The organism is Pseudomonas petroselini (assembly GCF_045037875.1).
In the GTDB taxonomy this organism is placed as follows: domain Bacteria; phylum Pseudomonadota; class Gammaproteobacteria; order Pseudomonadales; family Pseudomonadaceae; genus Aquipseudomonas; species Aquipseudomonas petroselini.
In genome coordinates this window covers 2618320-2638841 of sequence record NZ_CP173614.1, presented here as the reverse complement: position 1 = coordinate 2638841, position 20522 = coordinate 2618320, and the positions used below count along the sequence as shown (strand labels likewise).

At 49.7% G+C, this 20522-nt stretch carries 19 protein-coding genes; all 19 read right to left on the bottom strand.

The genetic code is table 11. The annotated features are described in order from the left end of the window. Positions 1 to 141: 141 nt before the first annotated feature. Positions 142 to 348, bottom strand: coding sequence for an acyl carrier protein (locus tag ACI512_RS12345; RefSeq protein ID WP_043204989.1), 207 nt, complete (start codon positions 346 to 348; stop codon positions 142 to 144). Further along, complete coding sequence (locus ACI512_RS12340; RefSeq protein WP_405121824.1) at positions 348 to 992, bottom strand: sugar transferase; 645 nt, start codon at positions 990 to 992, stop codon at positions 348 to 350. Before ACI512_RS12340 ends, ACI512_RS12345 begins: the two co-directional genes overlap by 1 nt. Positions 993 to 1177: 185 nt before the next feature. Beyond that, positions 1178 to 2395: a glycosyltransferase family 4 protein gene (locus tag ACI512_RS12335; protein WP_405121823.1), complete on the bottom strand. Its 1218-nt coding sequence runs from the start codon at positions 2393 to 2395 to the stop codon at positions 1178 to 1180. Positions 2396 to 2400: 5 nt separating this feature from the next. Beyond that, the gene (wecB, locus tag ACI512_RS12330; protein ID WP_405121822.1) at positions 2401 to 3531 is read right to left on the bottom strand and encodes a non-hydrolyzing UDP-N-acetylglucosamine 2-epimerase; all 1131 of its coding nucleotides are present in this window, start codon (positions 3529 to 3531) and stop codon (positions 2401 to 2403) included. A 12-nt stretch (positions 3532 to 3543) separates the two neighbouring features. Continuing rightward, positions 3544 to 4671, bottom strand: a complete 1128-nt coding sequence (locus ACI512_RS12325) for a capsular polysaccharide biosynthesis protein CapF (protein WP_405121821.1) — start codon at positions 4669 to 4671, stop codon at positions 3544 to 3546. A gap of 3 nt (positions 4672 to 4674) precedes the next feature. Continuing rightward, positions 4675 to 5709 (bottom strand): polysaccharide biosynthesis protein, encoded by a 1035-nt coding sequence (locus tag ACI512_RS12320; RefSeq protein WP_405121820.1) that lies wholly within the window; start codon positions 5707 to 5709, stop codon positions 4675 to 4677. Between the two features lie 54 nt (positions 5710 to 5763). Then, positions 5764 to 6990, bottom strand: a complete 1227-nt coding sequence (locus ACI512_RS12315) for a hypothetical protein (RefSeq protein ID WP_148270901.1) — start codon at positions 6988 to 6990, stop codon at positions 5764 to 5766. Between the two features lie 92 nt (positions 6991 to 7082). Next, on the bottom strand, positions 7083 to 8306 hold the full coding sequence (locus ACI512_RS12310) for a putative nucleotide-diphospho-sugar transferase (protein ID WP_012722938.1): 1224 nt from the start codon (positions 8304 to 8306) through the stop codon (positions 7083 to 7085). Positions 8307 to 8308: 2 nt separating this feature from the next. After that, the gene (locus tag ACI512_RS12305) at positions 8309 to 9115 is read right to left on the bottom strand and encodes a hypothetical protein (protein WP_405121819.1); all 807 of its coding nucleotides are present in this window, start codon (positions 9113 to 9115) and stop codon (positions 8309 to 8311) included. Next, on the bottom strand, positions 9115 to 10398 hold the full coding sequence (locus ACI512_RS12300) for a flippase (protein ID WP_405121818.1): 1284 nt from the start codon (positions 10396 to 10398) through the stop codon (positions 9115 to 9117). Before ACI512_RS12300 ends, ACI512_RS12305 begins: the two co-directional genes overlap by 1 nt. 881 nt (positions 10399 to 11279) lie before the next feature. Beyond that, positions 11280 to 11519: a lipopolysaccharide assembly protein LapA domain-containing protein gene (locus tag ACI512_RS12295; protein ID WP_012722935.1), complete on the bottom strand. Its 240-nt coding sequence runs from the start codon at positions 11517 to 11519 to the stop codon at positions 11280 to 11282. A gap of 25 nt (positions 11520 to 11544) precedes the next feature. Continuing rightward, entirely contained in the window at positions 11545 to 11841 is a 297-nt protein-coding gene (gene ihfB, locus ACI512_RS12290) for an integration host factor subunit beta (RefSeq protein ID WP_003218804.1), read from the bottom strand. 132 nt (positions 11842 to 11973) lie between these two features. Next, entirely contained in the window at positions 11974 to 12258 is a 285-nt protein-coding gene (locus ACI512_RS12285; protein ID WP_012722934.1) for a hypothetical protein, read from the bottom strand. Between the two features lie 162 nt (positions 12259 to 12420). Next, positions 12421 to 14112 carry a 30S ribosomal protein S1 gene (gene rpsA / locus ACI512_RS12280; protein ID WP_012722933.1) on the bottom strand — a complete coding sequence of 564 codons (1692 nt, stop codon included), beginning with the start codon at positions 14110 to 14112 and terminating at the stop codon, positions 12421 to 12423. A gap of 120 nt (positions 14113 to 14232) precedes the next feature. Continuing rightward, positions 14233 to 14922 carry a (d)CMP kinase gene (gene cmk / locus ACI512_RS12275; RefSeq protein WP_012722932.1) on the bottom strand — a complete coding sequence of 230 codons (690 nt, stop codon included), beginning with the start codon at positions 14920 to 14922 and terminating at the stop codon, positions 14233 to 14235. After that, a complete protein-coding gene (locus ACI512_RS12270) occupies positions 14919 to 17129 on the bottom strand; it encodes a bifunctional prephenate dehydrogenase/3-phosphoshikimate 1-carboxyvinyltransferase (RefSeq protein WP_236382287.1) in 2211 nt (736 codons plus the stop codon). The genes cmk and ACI512_RS12270 overlap by 4 nt, the downstream gene beginning before the upstream one ends. 28 nt (positions 17130 to 17157) lie before the next feature. Continuing rightward, positions 17158 to 18270: a histidinol-phosphate transaminase gene (hisC, locus tag ACI512_RS12265; protein ID WP_236382281.1), complete on the bottom strand. Its 1113-nt coding sequence runs from the start codon at positions 18268 to 18270 to the stop codon at positions 17158 to 17160. Positions 18271 to 18279: 9 nt separating this feature from the next. Continuing rightward, positions 18280 to 19374, bottom strand: a complete 1095-nt coding sequence (gene pheA / locus ACI512_RS12260; protein ID WP_003172650.1) for a prephenate dehydratase — start codon at positions 19372 to 19374, stop codon at positions 18280 to 18282. After that, positions 19374 to 20459, bottom strand: a complete 1086-nt coding sequence (serC, locus tag ACI512_RS12255; protein WP_236382283.1) for a 3-phosphoserine/phosphohydroxythreonine transaminase — start codon at positions 20457 to 20459, stop codon at positions 19374 to 19376. Before serC ends, pheA begins: the two co-directional genes overlap by 1 nt. Positions 20460 to 20522 lie beyond the last annotated feature (63 nt).

The window sequence follows — 20522 nt, the reverse complement described above, 5'->3', positions numbered from 1 at the left end:
TAGCGCAGCAAGATCACAAACTTACAAAGCTGCCAAATAACCCTCATCGGGCATCACATTTTTACAACAGCCAAAAAAGCAAATGCCCAGCTGTAGATCCAGCTGAGCGCTTACGATGTTCAAAACCATTAACGTAGACTATTAAGCCGCAACTAGCTCTACGACTTGCTCTACCGTTTCACATTTGTTCAGTCGATCAGCCGATAGAGTTTTCCCCAGACGCTCATCTACTAAGGCCATAAAGGTCACAACTGCAATCGAATCCCAGTCCAGTGACTGACCTATAGCAATTGTATTTTCATCCGCTTCCATCGACTCTTCAATCAGTCGCAAAATAGTGTCACTCATCACTCTCTCCTATCATTACATATTGCCTGATCTGCAACTTTTTCGCCCATAAACGGTGCCATCGTTGCGTTGTTTTCTTGGGAGATACCGTCCCTCACAAGTACTTTTTTTACCGTAGATATGATTATCTTTATGTCTAACAGCATAGATTTATTGTCAACATACCACGTATCAAGCTTAAATTTCTCATCCCAGCTGACAGAATTACGTCCGTTTATCTGCGCCCAGCCCGTAACACCCGGTCTTACCTCGTGGCGTCGATTTTGCTCAACCGAATACAAAGGCAGGTACTGCATCAGCAGAGGGCGCGGGCCAACCAGACTCATTTCCCCCTTCAAAACGTTCCACAACTCAGGGAGCTCGTCCAAGCTAGTAGACCTAAGCATGCTACCAAATGCTGTCATTCGCTCACCATCAGGGAGAGGAGCCCCATCATCGTCTACAGCGTCTCTCATTGTACGAAATTTGATCATTTTGAAAGGCTTACCGCCTAGCCCAGGACGCACCTGGGTAAAAAATATCGGACTGCCGAGTTTCAGATGAATCATAATTGAGAGAATGACCAATACCGGGAAAAATACAATCAACCCTAAAAACGAGAAAACTATATCAAAAAATCGTTTCAAAACACAATTCCTTATCATTATCTCCCACAGCGTCCGACACTAAGCTTGTGGTTGCGCCAGAGACATTAAAACGCTGTTTATCAAGGCTGCTAAAAAACTTGATCAGAGAGAATTAGCAAATTCATAGTCTTGTTAACACATTCCTAATCTTCATTATCGATCCGCCGTAAACATATACACCCAACTTGACTTTATCGAAACTATCACACAACTAAAGATTTAAATATTAGCCCAAATTTATCTACGCCACATTGCAGAGAGAGATTTTCTTTATAGTAAGACAAACCATTTTCCGACATTACTCTGCGTTCATCATCAGTAGCATTAAATAATTCAATTGCAGCCTCAGATATAGAGTTCGCATCACCCGAATTAGCGACAACGCCGCTACCACTTCTGGCAACTAATTCAGCAGCATCACCATCAACCGCCATAAGTAAAGGTTTTCCGGCAGCCATATATGCTTGCGTTTTAGACGGAATTGTAATCTTAAATAAATCATCTTTCTTGAGATGAACCAACAATGCATCCGCCGAACCTAAATAGTTGCCAACTTCACTCATCGGCACCGGAGGTAGAAAATCAACATTGTTGAGCTCAAGTTTAAGCGCTAACTTTTTGAGACTTTCGACTTCAAGTCCACCTCCCAAAAAAACAAATTCAATTTCGGGTGCTTTAACCTCCAAAATCTTCGCGGCCGACAGAACAACATCTAATGCTTGCGCCCGACCCATATTGCCAGCAAAAAGTATACGAAATTTATCACATGACTTCATAACGGATTGACTTATACCTTGGGTATTTCGAATCGAGTCTTCAGCACACCAATTATAGATAATTTCGATTTTCTCAGCCGGCACACCGCGCTCAATAAGCAACTTTTTGAATCCTGGTGATAGCACCACAATCTTCGCAGCCCGCCTGTATACCCAATCACATACTTTTCCAACTACGGAAAGGACACGTCGATTAGAGATCATGCCAGTCGAACTCAGCGTATCCGGCCACATATCTTGAATATCGTTTACCACAGGTACACGCCTAAAAAATCCGATAACGGCAGAGGCAACACCAACAGTTAGAGGGGGATGATAAGAATATATGACATCTGGCCTTTTTGAAAAAAGACCGTAGAGGACCAAGGAGGTGGAAAAGCTAACATAGTTCAAAATCCTACCTAATTTATTCTTATCATGACTCGGATATAGAGGCACTCTAACCACACTCACACCATCTATCTGCTCCTTTTGTAGAATTTTAATTTTATATCCCGGATACACTTTACCACCGGGATAATTTGGAAATCCTGTAATGACCTCCACATCAAATCCTTTCTCGACGAGCGCTCGGGCAAAAACAAGGCCTTTGAATGTCGGCTCCGGATCGAACCATTGGGTCAAGAGTAAAACACGAATAGCCATATCAACTAAAACCTTTTCCAAACGACTCGCATGACATAATCTCGATAACTATGAATTATTCTAACCACCTTATCGGAAACATTAGGCATACTATAATCAGATACTAACCGTAGTGTACGATCCTCTCCGCGCCTTTGACTTTTCAATAACGCTAGACCTTGCATCACTCGATCAACTTCGAGCCCTACCATCATAACCGCGGCCTCTTCCATGCCTTCCGGACGCTCATGAGCTTCGCGCAAATTCAAGGCAGGAAAATTCAGTATAGACGACTCTTCATTAATGGTACCACTGTCAGATAGAGTGGCCGTGGATTCCAATTGAAGCTTATTATAGTCCGTGAACCCCAACGGTTTGAGTAGACGAACATTTTTATGAAACTTCACCCCTAGAGCATCAACACGCTTCTGGGTTCTTGGATGCGTTGAAACAATTATCGGATAGTCGAAATTAACTGCAACAGCATTCAAAACCTCAACCAATTTTAGAAAATTTTTTTCAGAATCAATATTCTCCTCACGGTGTGCGCTTACAACAAAATACTTTCCTATATTAAGACCAAGATCATTTACAATATTTGATGCCTCGATGCTATCGCGATAATAATTAAGCACCTCAAACATAGGACTACCCGTTTTTATTACCATGTCAGGTGGTAATCCCTCACGCAATAAATAGTCACGAGCGATGGAACTATACGTCAGATTAATATCTGCTGTGTGATCAACAATCCGGCGATTGATTTCTTCAGGTACCCGCATATCAAAACAGCGGTTACCTGCCTCCATGTGAAACGTGGGAATCTTTCGTCTTTTAGCCGGAATGACAGCCATACAACTATTGGTATCACCTAGGACGAGTAACGCCTCAGGCTCAATTTCCGCAAGCACGCGATCAACACTTATTATTACATTCCCTATCGTCTCGGCGCCGCTTGCCCCCGCTGCACTGAGAAAGTAATCAGGCTTACGAATACCCAAGTCTTCAAAAAAAATCTGGTTGAGCTCATAATCATAATTTTGCCCAGTGTGCACAAGGATATGCTCACAACTCATATCAAGAGCAGCGATAACTCGAGACAAACGAATAACTTCAGGACGGGTGCCTAAGACAGTAACGACTTTCAGCTTATTCATAATTCCCTCTTTTCATCTCGCTCTCACTTCGCTAGTAAGCGGCATTGAGTAGGTGTCGGGGTTTTCTCGATCAAAAACCTCGTTGGCCCATAACATAACAATCATTTCATCTTCACCGATATTGGTGATATCGTGAGACCAACCAGGTACTGTCTCGACAATTACAGATTTTTCTCCAGAAGCAAAAACCTCATATAACTCCCCAGAATCAATCTGTTTGAATCGGAACAGCGCCTCACCTTTGATAACTAGAAACTTCTCTGTTTTGGAGTGATGATAATGTCCACCACGAGTAATACCTGGGTGTGCAGTAAAAAATGAAAACTGACCGGAGTCTTTAGTCTTGAGCATTTCAACAAACATTCCACGAGGATCTTTGTGCTGGGGAATCTCGTAGAAAAATTTCTCTGGAGGCAGATAACTTAGATACGTTGAGTACAGAGCACGGCATAATCCTTCGCCAACTGACTCCGTTACTAAGGTATCGCGACCATCTTTGAACATTTTCAGAAAACCCGCGACATCTCCCACCGTAGTTCGATATTTAGGTTCTACTTCTAAAAATTTAACTCCGTTAGCAGGTTGATCCATAAGAGCAATAAAACTTCTCATCACATCGTCAATGTAGACCAGCACGATGTGCGCTGCAGGGTCATTGATATGAATTGGCAGATCACGAGCAATATTATGACAAAACGTCGCTACCGCAGAATTATAGTTTGGGCGGGCCCATTTTCCGAAAACATTAGGTAATCTGAAAACATAAACAGGCACTCCACGCTCTTTTGACAAACGTATGAGCAACACCTCGGCGCCCAATTTACTAGATCCATAGGGGTTATCTTGGTCCGCTTGAACGGAGGATGTGTACAACAAAGGTACGCACTTGCCGCTCTTTGTTATCGCCTCACATAACGTCTGAGTGAAATCTACATTACCCGTTTGAAAACACTCTGATTCTTGAGGTCGGTTCACACCTGCCAAATGAAAAATAAAATCCGATTTCTGTATAAGTTCAGAGAGTTCTGAGATATCGCTCTCACGGCTGAATCGCAATATTTCTATATCTGTTCGCTCACGAAGGTGAGCGACCAGATTTTTTCCAACAAATCCGTCAACACCTGTGATGAGTACTTTCATGATTTATTCCTCAGGAGTTACGTATTCGCCGCGTTTGATAGCACGCATAAACTCTAACTTCATCAGAAGTTCTTGCATCCCATCACTATCCAAACGAGTTGTGTTATGAGAGTTGTAATCATCCATTTTTGAAATCTTCTCCTCTCCCTCTTCAACAAATTTGCTATAGTTAAGATCACGCAAATCTGGCGGGATACGGAAATAGTTCCCCATGTCTTCAGCACAGGCCATTTCTTCACGACTAAGCAAAGCCTCGTAAAGCTTTTCCCCGTGTCGGGTACCAATAATCTTAATGGGATGATCAGCCTTGCCCATTAACGCTGTCAACGAACGCGCTAGCGTTTCGACCGTTGCGCCAGGGGCTTTTTGAACAAAAAAATCGCCGTTGTTTGCATGTTCAAAAGCATAGAGTACGAGGTCGACAGCGTCTGACAAGGTCATCATGAAACGTGTCATTTTTGGGTCTGTGATGGAGAGCGGTTTGCCTGCGCGAATTTGTTCAATGAATAAAGGGATTACCGACCCCCTGGACGCCATGACATTTCCATAACGCGTGCCACAGATTATAATTTTACTCTCATCAACATTACGAGATTTAGCAACGACCACCTTTTCCATCATCGCCTTTGAAATACCCATTGCATTAATGGGATATACCGCTTTATCGGTACTTAGACATACAACTCGCTTTACGTCGCTCTGTATAGCCGCCTCTAACAAATTTTCCGTGCCTATTATGTTGGTTTTTACAGCCTCCATAGGGTGAAATTCACAGGAGGGTACTTGTTTTAACGCTGCCGCATGAAAAATGTAATCCACACCTCGGCTAGCGTTCAGCACACTTTGATAATCTCGAACATCGCCAATATAGAATTTTAGCTTTTTATTATTATAATGCTTGCGCATATCGTCTTGCTTTTTTTCATCGCGACTAAAGATACGTATTTCGGCGATATCTGTCTCCAGAAACCGCTTTAACACGGCGTTTCCGAAAGATCCCGTGCCACCCGTAATCATAAGTACTTTAGATTTGAACATGTTAGTATCTACCACTCATAGATAAATAAATTCCTTATGCCCTATTCTGCACCATTAGACACTTTGTTGTCGATCAGATGCGGTCGACTTCTCTGCGGATAAAACCGCCGCTGAAAAACCGAGCAAAAGCATGCCGTTAGAGGAAAAAATGTATGGATTGATAGCAGAAACCATCGCGTACAGAATCAATCCAGGGGCGATCCAAGGATAGCCCGTTCTTGCGATAGCTCCATTTACACTAAGCCTTTTCAGCAATAACAGCAAAAAGAACAAACCAAAGAAGCCAAACACACGTAGCATCTCGAGATAGCTCAGTTCAGTTTTATTAGCGCCTTCTGGAAGCATGGCAGCAACCACACCTGACCATTCTTTAGCATTAAAACCCTGGCCGATTAGTAATATCAGAGGATCGTTGAAAATTTTGTAATAGCTTTGCAAGTAAGCGATTTTTGTGGAATTACTTTGTTCTCCAGGGCCGAACATGTCAGAAACTATAGGTATGTTAAAAACTATCATCGTCAGAATTAAGACCCCAGCCATTACGGGAACAAAAATTAACGTGGCCCGGCCATACCGAAACCACGTCATTACAAAAAAAGGCGCAACTACTGCAAGCACCATGTTAGCCCTAGTACCCGATAGAAAAAGAGCTCCTGCTGTCATAAACAAAATTAACAGGCGCTTAACCGAAAATGATGAAATTAGCTCCCAAGTATCTTTACAAACCAGATAAATGAGCATTGGCGAGGCAACAAAATAGATATAGTAAAAACCAACAGCAGAATACGTTCGTTCACCTATATAAGCCATTCCGTGATTGAAATAGAACTCAGTCAACGCCTCATGATGCCCGGTGATAATCGCCAGCAATGTAAGCCAAATAGAAAGCGCTAAGGCTCGGAGCGATATCGATAGGCTCTGGCATGCAGCACCTAGATATCCCGGAAATAGATAAAGTAATGAACAACCTACATACACTGCAGATGATATATAAGAAGTATCTCCTCCGCTCTCTGAAACTCCGTGAAAGACTGAAACTGTCACCCCGAAAACTGGCAGCACTATTGCAAAAAAAATAAAAAACCAAATATAGTCTTTTGTAAGATCTAGGCGACCGCCTTTCTTTATAAGTTTAAAAAAAATAACTATATAAACTATGATTATTGCAACAAACTTTATATTAAACAACATGCCGACCGGATCAAAAATACAGGCAAACCAAAGAAATAGTATGGCTAGCCCTCCAGGATGAAACTGACGTATTTTTTTTTCCTGCAACATGTACGAGCCCGCCCCTATCGACTGCCAATGCATAAAAAGCACTCCGCCGTGCGTGCGCCATCAGCCTATCTACTAATGACGCACCCCAAGTATCAGAGCTTCCACATATCCCTATTCATTCTAAAGCTCGATAAAAATACAAACAACCTTGAAAAATTCATCATTCTATTGGGACCGAATATACGCAACGCCAATTTCAAACCAGTATTTATAACTCTCAGTTTCACCCTATTATCTTTCAAGTCTCCAAAGCCAGTAGATTTATAACTTCCGTTATTTCTGAGCAAATAGTTTTTTGACCCAAACCTTGCTACCACCCCACTAGAGTCAAAAGGATCATGATTGACCGGCAATTCTGGTAGAACGCTAGCGTACGCCCGACGAAAAGTTGGAGATATGTAGTCACCATTTGACATATAATCAAAACTATAGGCCACATTAGGAACCTTGTCTTTATATCCATCCAGCGCCTCTTTGTAAGTAAGCACTAATGGCATATAATCTTTTCGCCCTTTAGTTTTAGTTGAAAATGGACGTTTCGAAAGAAACTGAGGATTCTTCTCATCAAACGCACTAAAATGAAAGAATACCAAGGCATATTTACCGTTTACCACGTACCCAGTTTCTTCAGCAGCATCGATCACCCTCTCATGCATATTCCAAAATGCGACGTTATATCCAAGATCAAAAGAAATATAAAGTGTTGGAAAAAAGCACGGTGCAATAGTTACCCATTTTTGATCAGTTGACAAACCAAATTGCGTTTCGAAGTAACAGGATTCAAGACAGCGATCACTCCACCATTCTAGGAATCTTATCGCCTCAGGTGTTTTTCTGACAGCAAAGAAACCTAGATTAAAGGATCCAAACCGCATCATACCTAAATCACTTGCTGGCTCAGGTGTAATATAATGAGGAGTAAGGATTATCTCTTTTTCATCCAACAACTCTGACAACCGATCAAGCGATGAGAATAAGCATGTATCCGGATCTAAGAAAACAACCTTTTCGGAAAATTTTAAAAGATCTAATGCTATCCATGGTTTTAGACTAGTGCTGAATTCCGTAATGTCATATTTGAAAGCTAGTTGTTCCAAGCCTTCGTAACCAATATCTTCAATCCACACAAACTGTGCAATAGAGTAAAATTGCTCTAGATCAACCTTGTCGGTCTTCCGATCAAACAAATAAATCTTTAACTTCGGATGTTTAAACTTCTGCAAAGACTCAGCTAAGACTAGCGCTTTAGGCAAATACGCAATATTACAAACCGTAAATATCGCAAACTGTGCGTTCTTAGTCGACACTTCAAACATTGCTATTTAACCTCACTATGGGCAATACGCACTAACAACTGCGCTGCTAAATAAATACAGTAGAACTTAAAGAACTTAGCTGCAAATTTCATACGCCTCGCCACAAGAGATGAAATTATTAACTTTAAGCTAGCTTTACTGGTATCAACAATTCGAAAAAGCGGATAAGGACGCAAATAATATTCTTTCGAAAAAAAACGATATACCTTGTCATCCTGCTCGCTCACATGATCGAAACCGGGAGCATAAGAACACTCCCCTATCTTCAGACCTGCATTATTTGTATCAAGGCAGTACTTATAGTCCACGCCATCTACAAAATAACTACAATCGTGCCAGTTTAGCAACTTCAACTTATCAAGGAAATAAAGTGAACCACTATTAATCGAGAGTTCAACATCTTTAAGCTCACCTCCCGTAGCATTCTCGCAATTGATCGCCTTAGCATTAAACCAAAAAGAACTATAACTATCAGCAATATCTAGACGCTTAATATAATAGTTCTCTATAAATTCCAAAGTCTGAATACTAAAACCGGTATCCTGATCGAAAAAAACCAGAGCATCTATATTATCAGCGTACGCTTGCGCGCATACTGTTGATATACCATATCCTAGGCCCACATTTTTTCCGCAAGTAAAATAGTGTACGCAAGGGGTATTTTTAGATATCCGTTTAACACTCTCCACTTCTGGAGAGTTATCGAAAATATAGACGTCGAATCCAGCTAACACCATCATGGAAATTCGATCTAGTACAGGTTGACCTGGTTTAAAAACAACAATTCCAACTGCTATTTTACGGGACATTAATTCCTCTCCTGCTTGAGAAAAATTTTACGGCTAAGTAAGAACATCAACGACATATCCACAAATGCTCTAATCACCCAAACAACTACGGCACCCATCAATCCAAAATTTCTTACCGCCAGATACAGAATAGGAAAATATATACAAAACTCTGCCAAGTGTACGATGGCTGTTCCTTTAACATTTCCGGCCGCCTGCACTACCGAATGTGGAATTTGGGCAACTGAGTTAAACAAGATTCCAATTGCAAGGATCGAAGCTAACATCGCAGACTGTTCGGAAAATTCGGTCCCCAACCATAGAGTCATACCGAAGTTAGAACCAAATGCAGCAGTGGCACAAAAGACGAGCATTACCGCAGCAACTAACATAACACTCTTTCTGAAAAGGCTGTAAGCACTCCTCATGTCAGTCACTAACAAAGCGGAAAGTCTGGGGAATATGGCGGCTGTTAATGCAGCAGGTATTACAAGAAAACGCACAAGAACCTCAAAGGGTACTGTGTAATAGGCGACAAAACTGGCGCCCATCATGGAGGAAATTACGAATCGATCTCCTGTCACCATCAAAGGACTTATTACGTTCGACAACGTCATCCATGAGCCAAATGTTATTAGTTGGCGAATTTCGGCCTTGTGTTTTTTTGGAGAAACCCAAAAAAATGAACTTTTCTGACCGACTAAATAAATATGTGCAATAAAGACTACAACTCTGGCAGCGACCAAACTTGCAACCATCCACTTTAACTCTGGGCCCAATATCAACACGGTCAATGCCGGTGCTCCAAAATTGGCCACACCTAATAAAACTCTCAAAACGTTAACCTTACCGAACTCTTGATATGCTTCTAATACGCCTCGCAGTCCAGAAGTTGCAGTAGTAAGAGGGATACCTGCAGCAGCGATTAAAAATGAAATGACAACATCGCTTTGCAGTTCAGCACTCACTCCAAGCCAATGAGCCCCCAACATATGGGAAATAGCGCCCAACAAAACACCACCACACACACCAGCGAATACAACTAAAAATAAACCAAGATTTATAGTTATAGACACCTCATCAATCTTCTCTTCTGCAATCTTTTTCGCGACTGTTTGAGTTAAAGCACGGCCTAAACCAAAATCAAACAAACTAAAATAGCCAATCAATATCCATACCAATGTAAGGACACCAAACATTTCTACGCCTGTCCATTTGATCAAGTACGGAATAGTGATCAACCCCAATAGGAAGGGTGCTCCCGTTCCAATCAAATTCCAAACGGTGTTGTTTCTGATCGACATTACACAGCTCACAAAAAAATTTTAGTATCAGTCCTTGCCCCCACTCCTTAAAAATGGAGTACAAAACACGAAAATATCAAATATCAATAATTATTTTCATCAGGAGGGCAGAGTACTATTCTTAGCTACGGCTCAGCCGGGTAGTTATGCTATAGAGCATGTGAGAATCATCCATATTTTTTCACACATAACGACCCACACCAAGCCTCTGCAATCAATCTCATCGAACTGGAAAAAACGTTGCGCAGGTCGACCAGGCAGCTATTAGTTTCGCGCCCGCTGAACAGGCATTGATCAAAGACGAATACCATAAGAAAATAGGCCTCATGACGGTTGGTGCAATTGAATCGTGAAAAATCGATTCATTCACTCCTAAATCACGTAGCTAAATGGCTACAACAGAACGAACGCGCCGAAATACTTTTCTACCGTCTCGACCCGCCTAATGGCCGACCATCTATTCAATCAGCACACACCTACGTGTTGACACAGGAAGCAAAGTAGTTCACTTAACTCACGAGTGCAAAACTTTCCATTATGTCGAACCGACTCTTGGCCACTCCTCAGAACAATCGACCCGTGCAACCAGATAAAACTGCAGCCACATCAGCCTAATGGTTCAGTACTGGAAGTACATGACTTAAATTGATATTCGTATACAGAGAATAGCAATCAAGTAGTTAACTTAATAAGCACAGATATATTTTTTAGGTAAAAAATCGCGCATATTAAACCATTACTGGCCTAGCACGTAAAGGCAAGAGGAAGAATAAAGGTACCATCGTTCTCACTCAACAGTGAGAAAACAACATGCAGGAAGCTCGAAGGAGAGATGACTAACCCACCCCTTCAATGTGCCGATTAAATACTCACCACTCGATTTAGCTAAGATGTCGAGTTTTTCCGAACCGATTGATCTTGACCAACACTCCTAATACGGGACCAGCGACCATTCCGACAATCAGTGAGAGTGCCAAGAATACAGACGCTGGCAGCTGAGGCGTAGCCCACCCAAAAAATGAAATGGTAATCTCCTGTTGATTCTCAAGCACAAATGCCAGAACCAATACCAAAACCGATAGCAGTACAAGGATAGCAATGACACGTCCAACCCTAAGCATAAATCCGCCCCCTGACCATAAAGATTCAGACGCCCTCTTCCTCATCCTCATTCACCCGATCCCGCAATTCCTTCCCCGGCTTGAAGTGAGGCACAAACTTCCCATCCAGACTTACAGACTGTCCGGTCTTGGGATTTCGCCCCACCCTCGGTGCACGATAGTGCAAGGAGAAGCTGCCAAACCCACGGATCTCAATCCGATCACCAGTCGCCAGGCACTGGGACATTTGCTCGAGCATGGTCTTGATAGCCAGCTCAACATCCTTGGATGAGAGCAGCCCTTGATGGGTGACAATTCGTTCGATCAACTCCGACTTCGTCATATTTTTCCCTTCTTTTTCAAGCAGCTAGGAAAAGCGCTTCGAAGGTTTTAGCATGACTTGATGAATTTGAACAGCCCACGCATAAACTTATCTGCGGGTTAAATAAACACCTGCGTGAAACACGTAACCGCCTCAATTGCAGATGACGAGCATCTTGCGAGTCACCGCGCCAGCAGGGTTCCAGCCGAACAGGTAGTCGCCCTCTTCGTCCGTGGCGTCACTGGACTTGGTGATGACTTTGTAGCCCTGCATCTTGCACTCACGGGCGGCGCGCTTCTCGCACTTGTCCCACTTGTTGCCCAGCCCCGAGCAGTCGATCTCGATGCCGCTGACGCCGCGCTTAGCGTGGGTCTTGGCACTGGTGGTAGAGCAGCCTGCGAGCATGAGCACTGCGAGTATTACAATAAGCCTGTTCATTCAACTCCTTACTGAAACGACATCACGAGAACCGCTTTTTTCCTAAGACTATAGTCAGTTCTGACACTGAGCTACTCACCTTGGTTCTCGACGTTGATTCAACAAATTTCAGGCACAAAAAAGGGCGACCGAAGTCGCCCTTTTTCTATGGTCTGACAGAACTTAGTTCTGTTTTTCCATTTGTGCACGCAACAGGTCGCCCAGAGTGGTAGGACCAGCAGCGATGCTATCCGAAGGCTTGTCTTTCAAGCTTTGGATGGCTTCTTTCTCTTCAGCATCGTCTTTCGACTTGATGGAGAGCTGGATTACACGGCTCTTGCGGTCAACGCTGATGATCTTGGCTTCTACTTCCTGGCCTTCTTTCAGAACGTTACGCGCGTCTTCAACGCGGTCACGGCTGATTTCGGAGGCTTTCAGAGTCGCTTCGATATCGTCGGCCAGAGTGATGATGGCGCCTTTAGCGTCAACTTCTTTCACGATGCCTTTAACGATTGCGCCTTTGTCGTTGTCCTGAACGTATTCAGAGAACGGGTCGCTTTCCAGTTGCTTGATACCCAGGGAGATACGCTCGCGCTCTGGGTCAACCGACAGGATAACGGTGTCCAGCTCGTCGCCCTTCTTGAAACGACGAACAGCTTCTTCGCCCACTTCGTTCCAGGAGATGTCGGACAGGTGAACCAGGCCGTCGATGCCGCCGTCCAGACCAATGAAGATACCGAAATCGGTGATCGACTTGATGGTGCCGGAGATTTTATCGCCCTTGTTGAACTGGCCAGAGAAATCTTCCCATGGGTTAGATTTGCACTGCTTGATGCCGAGGGAGATACGACGACGCTCTTCGTCGATGTCCAGAACCATAACTTCCACTTCGTCGCCGACTTGTACGACTTTCGAAGGGTGGATGTTTTTGTTGGTCCAGTCCATTTCGGAAACGTGTACCAGGCCTTCAACGCCTTCTTCCAGCTCAGCGAAGCAGCCGTAGTCGGTCAGGTTGGTAACACGCGCGGTGACGCGAGTGCTTTCTGGGTAACGGGCTTTGATAGCGACCCATGGATCTTCACCCAGTTGCTTCAGGCCCAGGGAAACACGGTTGCGTTCGCGATCGTATTTCAGAACCTTGACATCGATCTCGTCGCCAACATTGACGATTTCGGAAGGATGCTTGATGCGCTTCCAAGCCATGTCGGTAATGTGCAGCAGGCCATCCACGCCACCCAAGTCGACGAATGCGCCGTAGTCGGTGAGGTTTTTGACGATACCTTTGACTTGCTGGCCTTCCTGCAGGGATTCCAGCAGAGCTTCACGCTCGGCGGAGTTCTCTGCTTCCAGGACGCTACGACGGGAAACGACAACGTTGTTGCGTTTCTGATCGAGTTTGATGACCTTGAATTCGAGTTCTTTGCCTTCCAGGTGCGTGGTGTCGCGCACTGGACGAACGTCGACCAAAGAACCTGGCAGGAACGCACGGATGCCGTTAACGTCGACAGTGAAGCCGCCTTTAACCTTACCGTTGATAACGCCCTTGACCACTTCTTCAGCTGCGAAGGCTGCTTCGAGAACAATCCAGCATTCAGCGCGCTTGGCTTTTTCACGGGACAGCTTGGTTTCACCGAAACCGTCTTCAACCGAGTCCAGAGCAACGTGAACTTCGTCACCGACATTGATTGTCAGATCACCAGCATCGTTGTAGAACTGTTCCAGCGGGATCAGAGCTTCAGACTTCAGACCAGCGTGAACGGTTACCCAGCGAGCTTGGTAATCGATATCAACGATAACACCGGTGATGATGGAGCCTGCCTGAAGGTTCAGGGTTTTTAGGCTTTCTTCAAAGAGTTCCGCAAAGCTTTCGCTCATTTTAATTCCTGTTGATAAGGGCGAAGAATACGCCCATCTCCACACCCCAGACGGTGTGGGTCAGTTTCAGTTAAAAGAAGCCACCGCAGGACTATGACTGGTCCCCTGCGGCCTTCTTGGTCACCCGGCGATATCGCGAATGGCGATCTCGCTCATGATGCGTTCCAGCACCTGCTCGATGGACAACTCCGTGGAATCCAGCTGTATGGCATCAGCCGCCGGTTTAAGCGGGGCTACTGCGCGCTGGGTATCACGCTCATCGCGTGCACGGATCTCATCTAGCAGACTCGACAGACTAACACCATCGACTTTGCCCTTCAACTGCAAGTAACGGCGGCGAGCCCGCTCCTCGGCGCTGGCGGTCAGGAAAATCTTCAAGGGCGCCTCGGGAAACACCACGGTTCCCATGTCACGGCCATCAGCCACCAGGCCCGGCGGCTCCTGAAACGCCCGCTGGCGCTGCAGCAGCGCATCACGCACGGCCGGCAGCGCGGCAACCTGGGAAGCCCAGGAGCCGACTTGTTCGTTGCGCAGGTCATCCGTCACATCATCCCCTTCGAGGATGATGCGCTGGGGATGACCTTCCGTCGCGCCGACGAACTGCACATCCAGGTGCGCCGCCAGCAGCTTCAGGGATTCTTCGTTGGTCAGGTCGACGCCATGGTTGCGAGCGGCAAATGCCAGCAGGCGGTACAGCGCGCCGGAATCCAGCAGGCACCAGCCCAGGCGCTTGGCCAGGATGCCGGCGATCGTGCCTTTGCCCGAGCCGCTTGGCCCGTCGATGGTAATCACCGGTGCTTTGATATTCACAATTGAGCCTCTTGGGCAACACGGATGCCGACGTGGGCACACAGTGTAAGAAAGTTCGGAAAAGACGTAGCAACATTGGCGCAGTCATGGATACGAATCGGCGCCGCCGCCCGTAGGGAAGCTACGCTGAACGCCATGGCAATCCGGTGATCGCCATGGGCGTGCACGTCACCACCGCCCATCAGGCCACCGTCAATGATAATCCCATCATGGGTCGGTTCACACTTCACCCCCAGTGCCAGCAGACCATCGGCCATGACCTGAATACGGTCGGACTCCTTCACGCGCAGCTCTTGCGCCCCACGCAACACGGTCCGCCCTTCGGCGCAGGCCGCCGCGACGAACAGCACCGGGAACTCATCGATGGCCAACGGCACCAGCGCTTCGGGAATCTCGATCCCCTTCAATGACGCCGCACGCACCCGCAAGTCCGCCACAGGCTCGCCGCCGACTTCGCGCTGATTTTCCAGGGTGATATCCGCCCCCATGAGCCGCAGGATCTCGATCACCCCGGTACGCGTCGGATTGACCCCCACGTGCTCCAGCAAAAGCTCGGAACCCTCGGCGATCGACGCCGCCACCAGGAAAAATGCGGAGGAGGAAATATCCCCCGGCACTTCTATATGGGTGGCGATCAAGGCATGACCCGACTCCAGCGAAGCCGTCGCGCCCTCCACGGCCACCGGGTAACCAAAACCGCGCAACATGCGCTCGGTATGGTCACGGGTCGGTGCCGGTTCGGTCACGGCGGTCTTGCCCTCGGCATACAACCCCGCCAGCAACAGGCAGGACTTGACCTGGGCACTGGCCATCGGCATGGCGTACGTCAGGCCTTTCAACGCCTGACCACCCCGAATAGTCAGCGGCGGACGCCCTTCCGGCCCGGTCTCGATCACCGCGCCCATGTCCCGCAGAGGCTTGGCCACGCGATTCATCGGGCGCTTGGACAGGGACGCGTCGCCCGTCAGCACACTGTCGAAGCGCTGCGCGGCCAGCAAACCGGACAGCAGGCGCATCGACGTACCGGAGTTACCCAGGTAAATCGGCCCCGGTGCTGGCTTCAAGCCATGCAACCCCACGCCATGGATGGTCACGCGCCCATGGTGCGGCCCTTCAATCACCACGCCCATGTCACGAAACGCCTGCAACGTCGCCAAGGCGTCCTCGCCTTCGAGGAAACCTTCGACCTCAGTCACCCCCTCGGCCAAGGAACCCAGCATGATCGACCGATGGGAGATCGACTTGTCACCCGGCACCCGAATGCGTCCGCTCAAGCGGCCGCCCGGATTGGCGAGGAAGGTCAGGTCATCGGTGTTCACTGCGGTTTCCATGTAGGCCCGGCGCGCCAGGATCTTGCTGAAATGCTCACGCGCCACCCGCGCACGGGTGAACACGCCCAATAATTGGTGGCCATCTCCGGCATCGACCGCGTCGCGCAAGGCGTCGAGGTCACTGCGGAAGGTGTCCAGGGTGCGCAACACCGCTTCGCGATTGGCGAGGAAGATGTCGTGCCACATCACCGGGTCGCTGCCGGCAATCCGCGTGAAATCGCGGAAGCCACCGGCGGCGTAACGGAAAATCTCAAGGTTTTCGTTGCGCTTGGCCAGCGAGTCCACCAGGCCAAAAGCGAGCAAATGCGGCAAATGGCTGGTCGCCGCCAGCACTTCGTCGTGACGCTCGACCTGCATGTGCTCGACATCCGCCCCCAGCTCACGCCACAGCCGATCCACCACCGCCAACGCGGCCGGGTCGGTTTGCGCAAGCGGCGTCAGGATGACTTTGTGGCGACGGAACAGCTGCGCATTCGACGCTTCCACCCCGCTCTGCTCGGAACCGGCAATCGGATGGCCCGGCACAAAGCGCGCGGGCATCCCGCCAAACGCCTGTTGCGCCGCACGCACCACATTGCCCTTGGCACTGCCGACATCCGTCAGGATCGCCTGGCCCAGGTCCATGCCCGCCAACACGGCCAGCAACTTCTCCATGGCCAGGATCGGCACGGCCAGCTGGATCACGTCAGCGCCCTGGCACGCGAGCGCCAGGTCCGCCTCACAACGATCCACCACCCCCAACTCAACCGCCAATGTGCGCGATTGCGGGTCCAGGTCCACACCGACCACTTCGCCGCACAGCCCGCTTTCACGCAGGCCTTTGGCGAAAGAGCCGCCGATCAACCCCAGACCGACCACCACCAGGCGACCGATCATAGGCACAGCAGGTTGCAATGCAGTGACATCAACCACGAGCCAGAACCTTGGCCAACGCCTCCAGGAAGCGGCTGTTTTCAGCCGGCAAACCGATGGTGATACGCAGGTGGTTCGGCATGCCGTAGTTGGCCACCGGACGCACGATCACGCCTTCGCGCAGCAGGCCCTGGAAGACCGGGGCAGCCACCTGCCCGAGGTCGACGCAGATGAAGTTGCCCTTGGACGGAATCCAGCCCAGGCCCAGCTCACGGAAGCCTTGCTGCAACTGCAACATGCCGCTTTCGTTGATGCGACGGCCTTCTTCCAGGTACTCGGCATCCTTCACCGCCGCACAGGCCGCCGCCAGGGCGAGGCTGTTGACGTTGAACGGCTGGCGCACGCGGTTCAGCACGTCAGCGACGACCGCGCCGGACAAACCGTAGCCGACCCGCAGCGACGCCAGGCCGTAAGCCTTGGAGAAGGTGCGCGAGACCAGCAGGTTCGGGTAGGCAGCCAGGAAATCCAGGCCGTCCGGCAGGTCGCTGCCTTCGGCGTATTCGATGTACGCCTCGTCCAGCACCACCAGCACGTGCTCAGGCACGTCTTGCAGGAAGTCGTTCAGCGCCTGAGCGTCGAACCAGGTGCCTGTCGGGTTGTTCGGGTTGGCGATAAACACCACGCGGGTCTGTGCGTCGATGGCCGCCAGCATGGCCGGCAGGTCATGGCCCCACTCCTTCGCAGGAATAATGCGCGCGTCAGCGCCGACAGCCTGGGTCACGATCGGATAGACCGCGAACGCATGCTCACTGAACACCGCGTTCAGGCCCGGCGCCAGGTAGGCACGACCGACCAGCTCAAGAATGTCGTTGGAACCGTTACCCAGGGTCACCTGGTTCAGCTCGACCCGGCACTTCTCCGCCAGCAGGGACTTGAGCGCAAAGCCGTTGCCATCGGGATAGCGGGTCAGCTCAGCCAACGCTTCACGGATCGCCGCCAGCACTTTAGGGCTAGGGCCCAGCGGGTTCTCGTTGCTCGCCAACTTGACGATTTTGGACGGATCCAGGTTCAACTCACGCGCCAGCTCGTCCACAGGCTTGCCCGGAACGTAAGGCGACAGTTGTTGCACGCCCGGCTGAGCCAGGGCGAGGAAGTTGCCACTCATGTTAACGCCTCACAGAACCGCTTTCGGGTAAGAGCCCAGCACCTTGAGTGCAACGGCTTCCTGACTGATTTTCTCGAGCACGCCTTTGACCAGTGGGTCGCGGTGATGGCCGATGAAGTCGATAAAGAACACGTAAGTCCATTTACCGCTGCGCGAAGGACGAGTCTCGATGCGCGTCAGGTCAATCCCGTTGTCGTGGAACGGCACCAGCAGTTCATGCAGCGCGCCGGGCTTGTTGCTCATGGAGACGATGATCGAAGTCTTGTCGTCGCCCGTCGGCGGCACTTCCTGGCTGCCGATCATCAGGAAACGCGTGGAGTTGTCCGGGCGGTCCTCGATTTTCTCGGCCAGGCGCGTCAGGCCGTACAGGCCCGCCGCCATATCACCGGCGATGGCCGCCGAGTTCCACTCACCCTTGACCCGCTTGGCCGCTTCGGCGTTGCTGGAGACCGCCACGCGCTCGACATTCGGGTAATGCGCATCCAGCCACTTGCGGCACTGGGCCAGGGACTGGGCGTGGGAATAGATACGGCTGATGCTGTCGGTCTTGGTGTTCTCGCCCACCAACAGGTGGTGGTGGATACGCAACTCGACTTCGCCGCAGATCACCATATCGTGTTCGAGGAAGCTGTCCAGCGTGTGGTTGACCGCGCCTTCGGTGGAGTTTTCCACCGGCACCACGCCAAAATTCACCGCGCCGGCTGCCACTTCACGGAACACCTCGTCGATCGCCGCCATGGGCTTGCTGATCACTGCGTGACCGAAGTGCTTCATGGCCGCCGCTTGGGTGAAGGTGCCCTCAGGGCCGAGATAAGCCACTTTCAGCGGCTGCTCCAGCGCGAGGCACGAGGACATGATTTCACGGAACAACCGCGCCATTTCCTCGTTGCCCAACGGACCCTTGTTGCGTTCCATAACGCGCTTGAGCACCTGGGCTTCACGCTCAGGCCGGTAGAACACCGGCACTTCACCTTCCGCCAGGGACGCCATCTTCACGCGTGCCACTTCCTGGGCGCACCGCGCGCGCTCACTGATCAGTTCCAGGACTTTCTCGTCCAGGCTGTCAATGCGTACGCGCAGGGCCTTGAGTTCTTGCTCAGACATTAGCCGTGTTCCTTTTCGAACTCTGCCATGTAGGCAATCAGCGCCTTGATGGCGTTGATGTCGACAGCGTTGTAGATGGAGGCGCGCATGCCACCGACCGAACGGTGACCCTTGAGGTTCAGCAGGCCGCGTTCGTCGGCACCGGCCAGGAATGGCTTGTCCAGGCGATCGTCAGCCAGGCGGAACGGCACGTTCATCCACGAGCGGTCGGTCAGGTTGATCGGGTTGCTGTACAGGCCGCTGGCGTCGATGAAGTCGTACAGGGTGCGCTTCTTCTCTTCGTTGAGCTTGCCCATGGCGGCGACACCGCCCTGCTCCTTCAGCCACTCGAAGACCAGGCCGGACAGGTACCAGGCGAACGCCGGCGGGGTGTTGTACATCGAGCCGTTATCGGCCGCGACCTTGTAGTTGAGCATGGTCGGGCACAGCGAACGGGCACGCCCCAGCAGGTCTTCGCGGATGATGTTGACCAGGATGCCGCTCGGGCCGATGTTCTTCTGCGCACCCGCGTAGATCATGCCGTACTTGGACACATCGATCGGGCGCGAAAGGATGTCAGAAGACATGTCGCACACCAGCGGAACGTCGCCGACTTCCGGTACCCAGTCGAATTCCAGGCCGCCGATGGTTTCGTTCGCTACGTAATGCACGTAGGCGGCGTCCTTCGACAGCGTCCACTCGTTCTGGCCGGGAATGGCGAAGTAATCGTAAGGCTTGGCGGTGCCCGCCACATTGACGTGACCGTAGCGGGAGGCCTCTTCAATGGCTTTCTGACCCCAGATACCGGTGTCGATGTAGTCGGCAGTGCCGTCTTCCGGCAGCAGGTTCAGCGGGATCTGGGCGAACTGCTGGCTCGCGCCGCCCTGCAGGAACAGCACTTTGTAGTGGGAGGGGATGCCCAGCAAGTCGCGCAGATCCTGCTCGGCCTTGGTGGCAATGGACACGAACTCATCGCTGCGATGGCTCATTTCCATCACGGAGAGGCCTTTTCCATGCCAGTCGAGGAGTTCACCCTGCGCACGCTGCAGGACTGCTTCAGGAAGCGCCGCGGGACCGGCACAGAAGTTATAGGCTCTCTTGCTCACATCCAATCTCACTCTGATCTGGTGGGGCTGCAATCATATTCGGCAACAACCTTTATCGGGAGC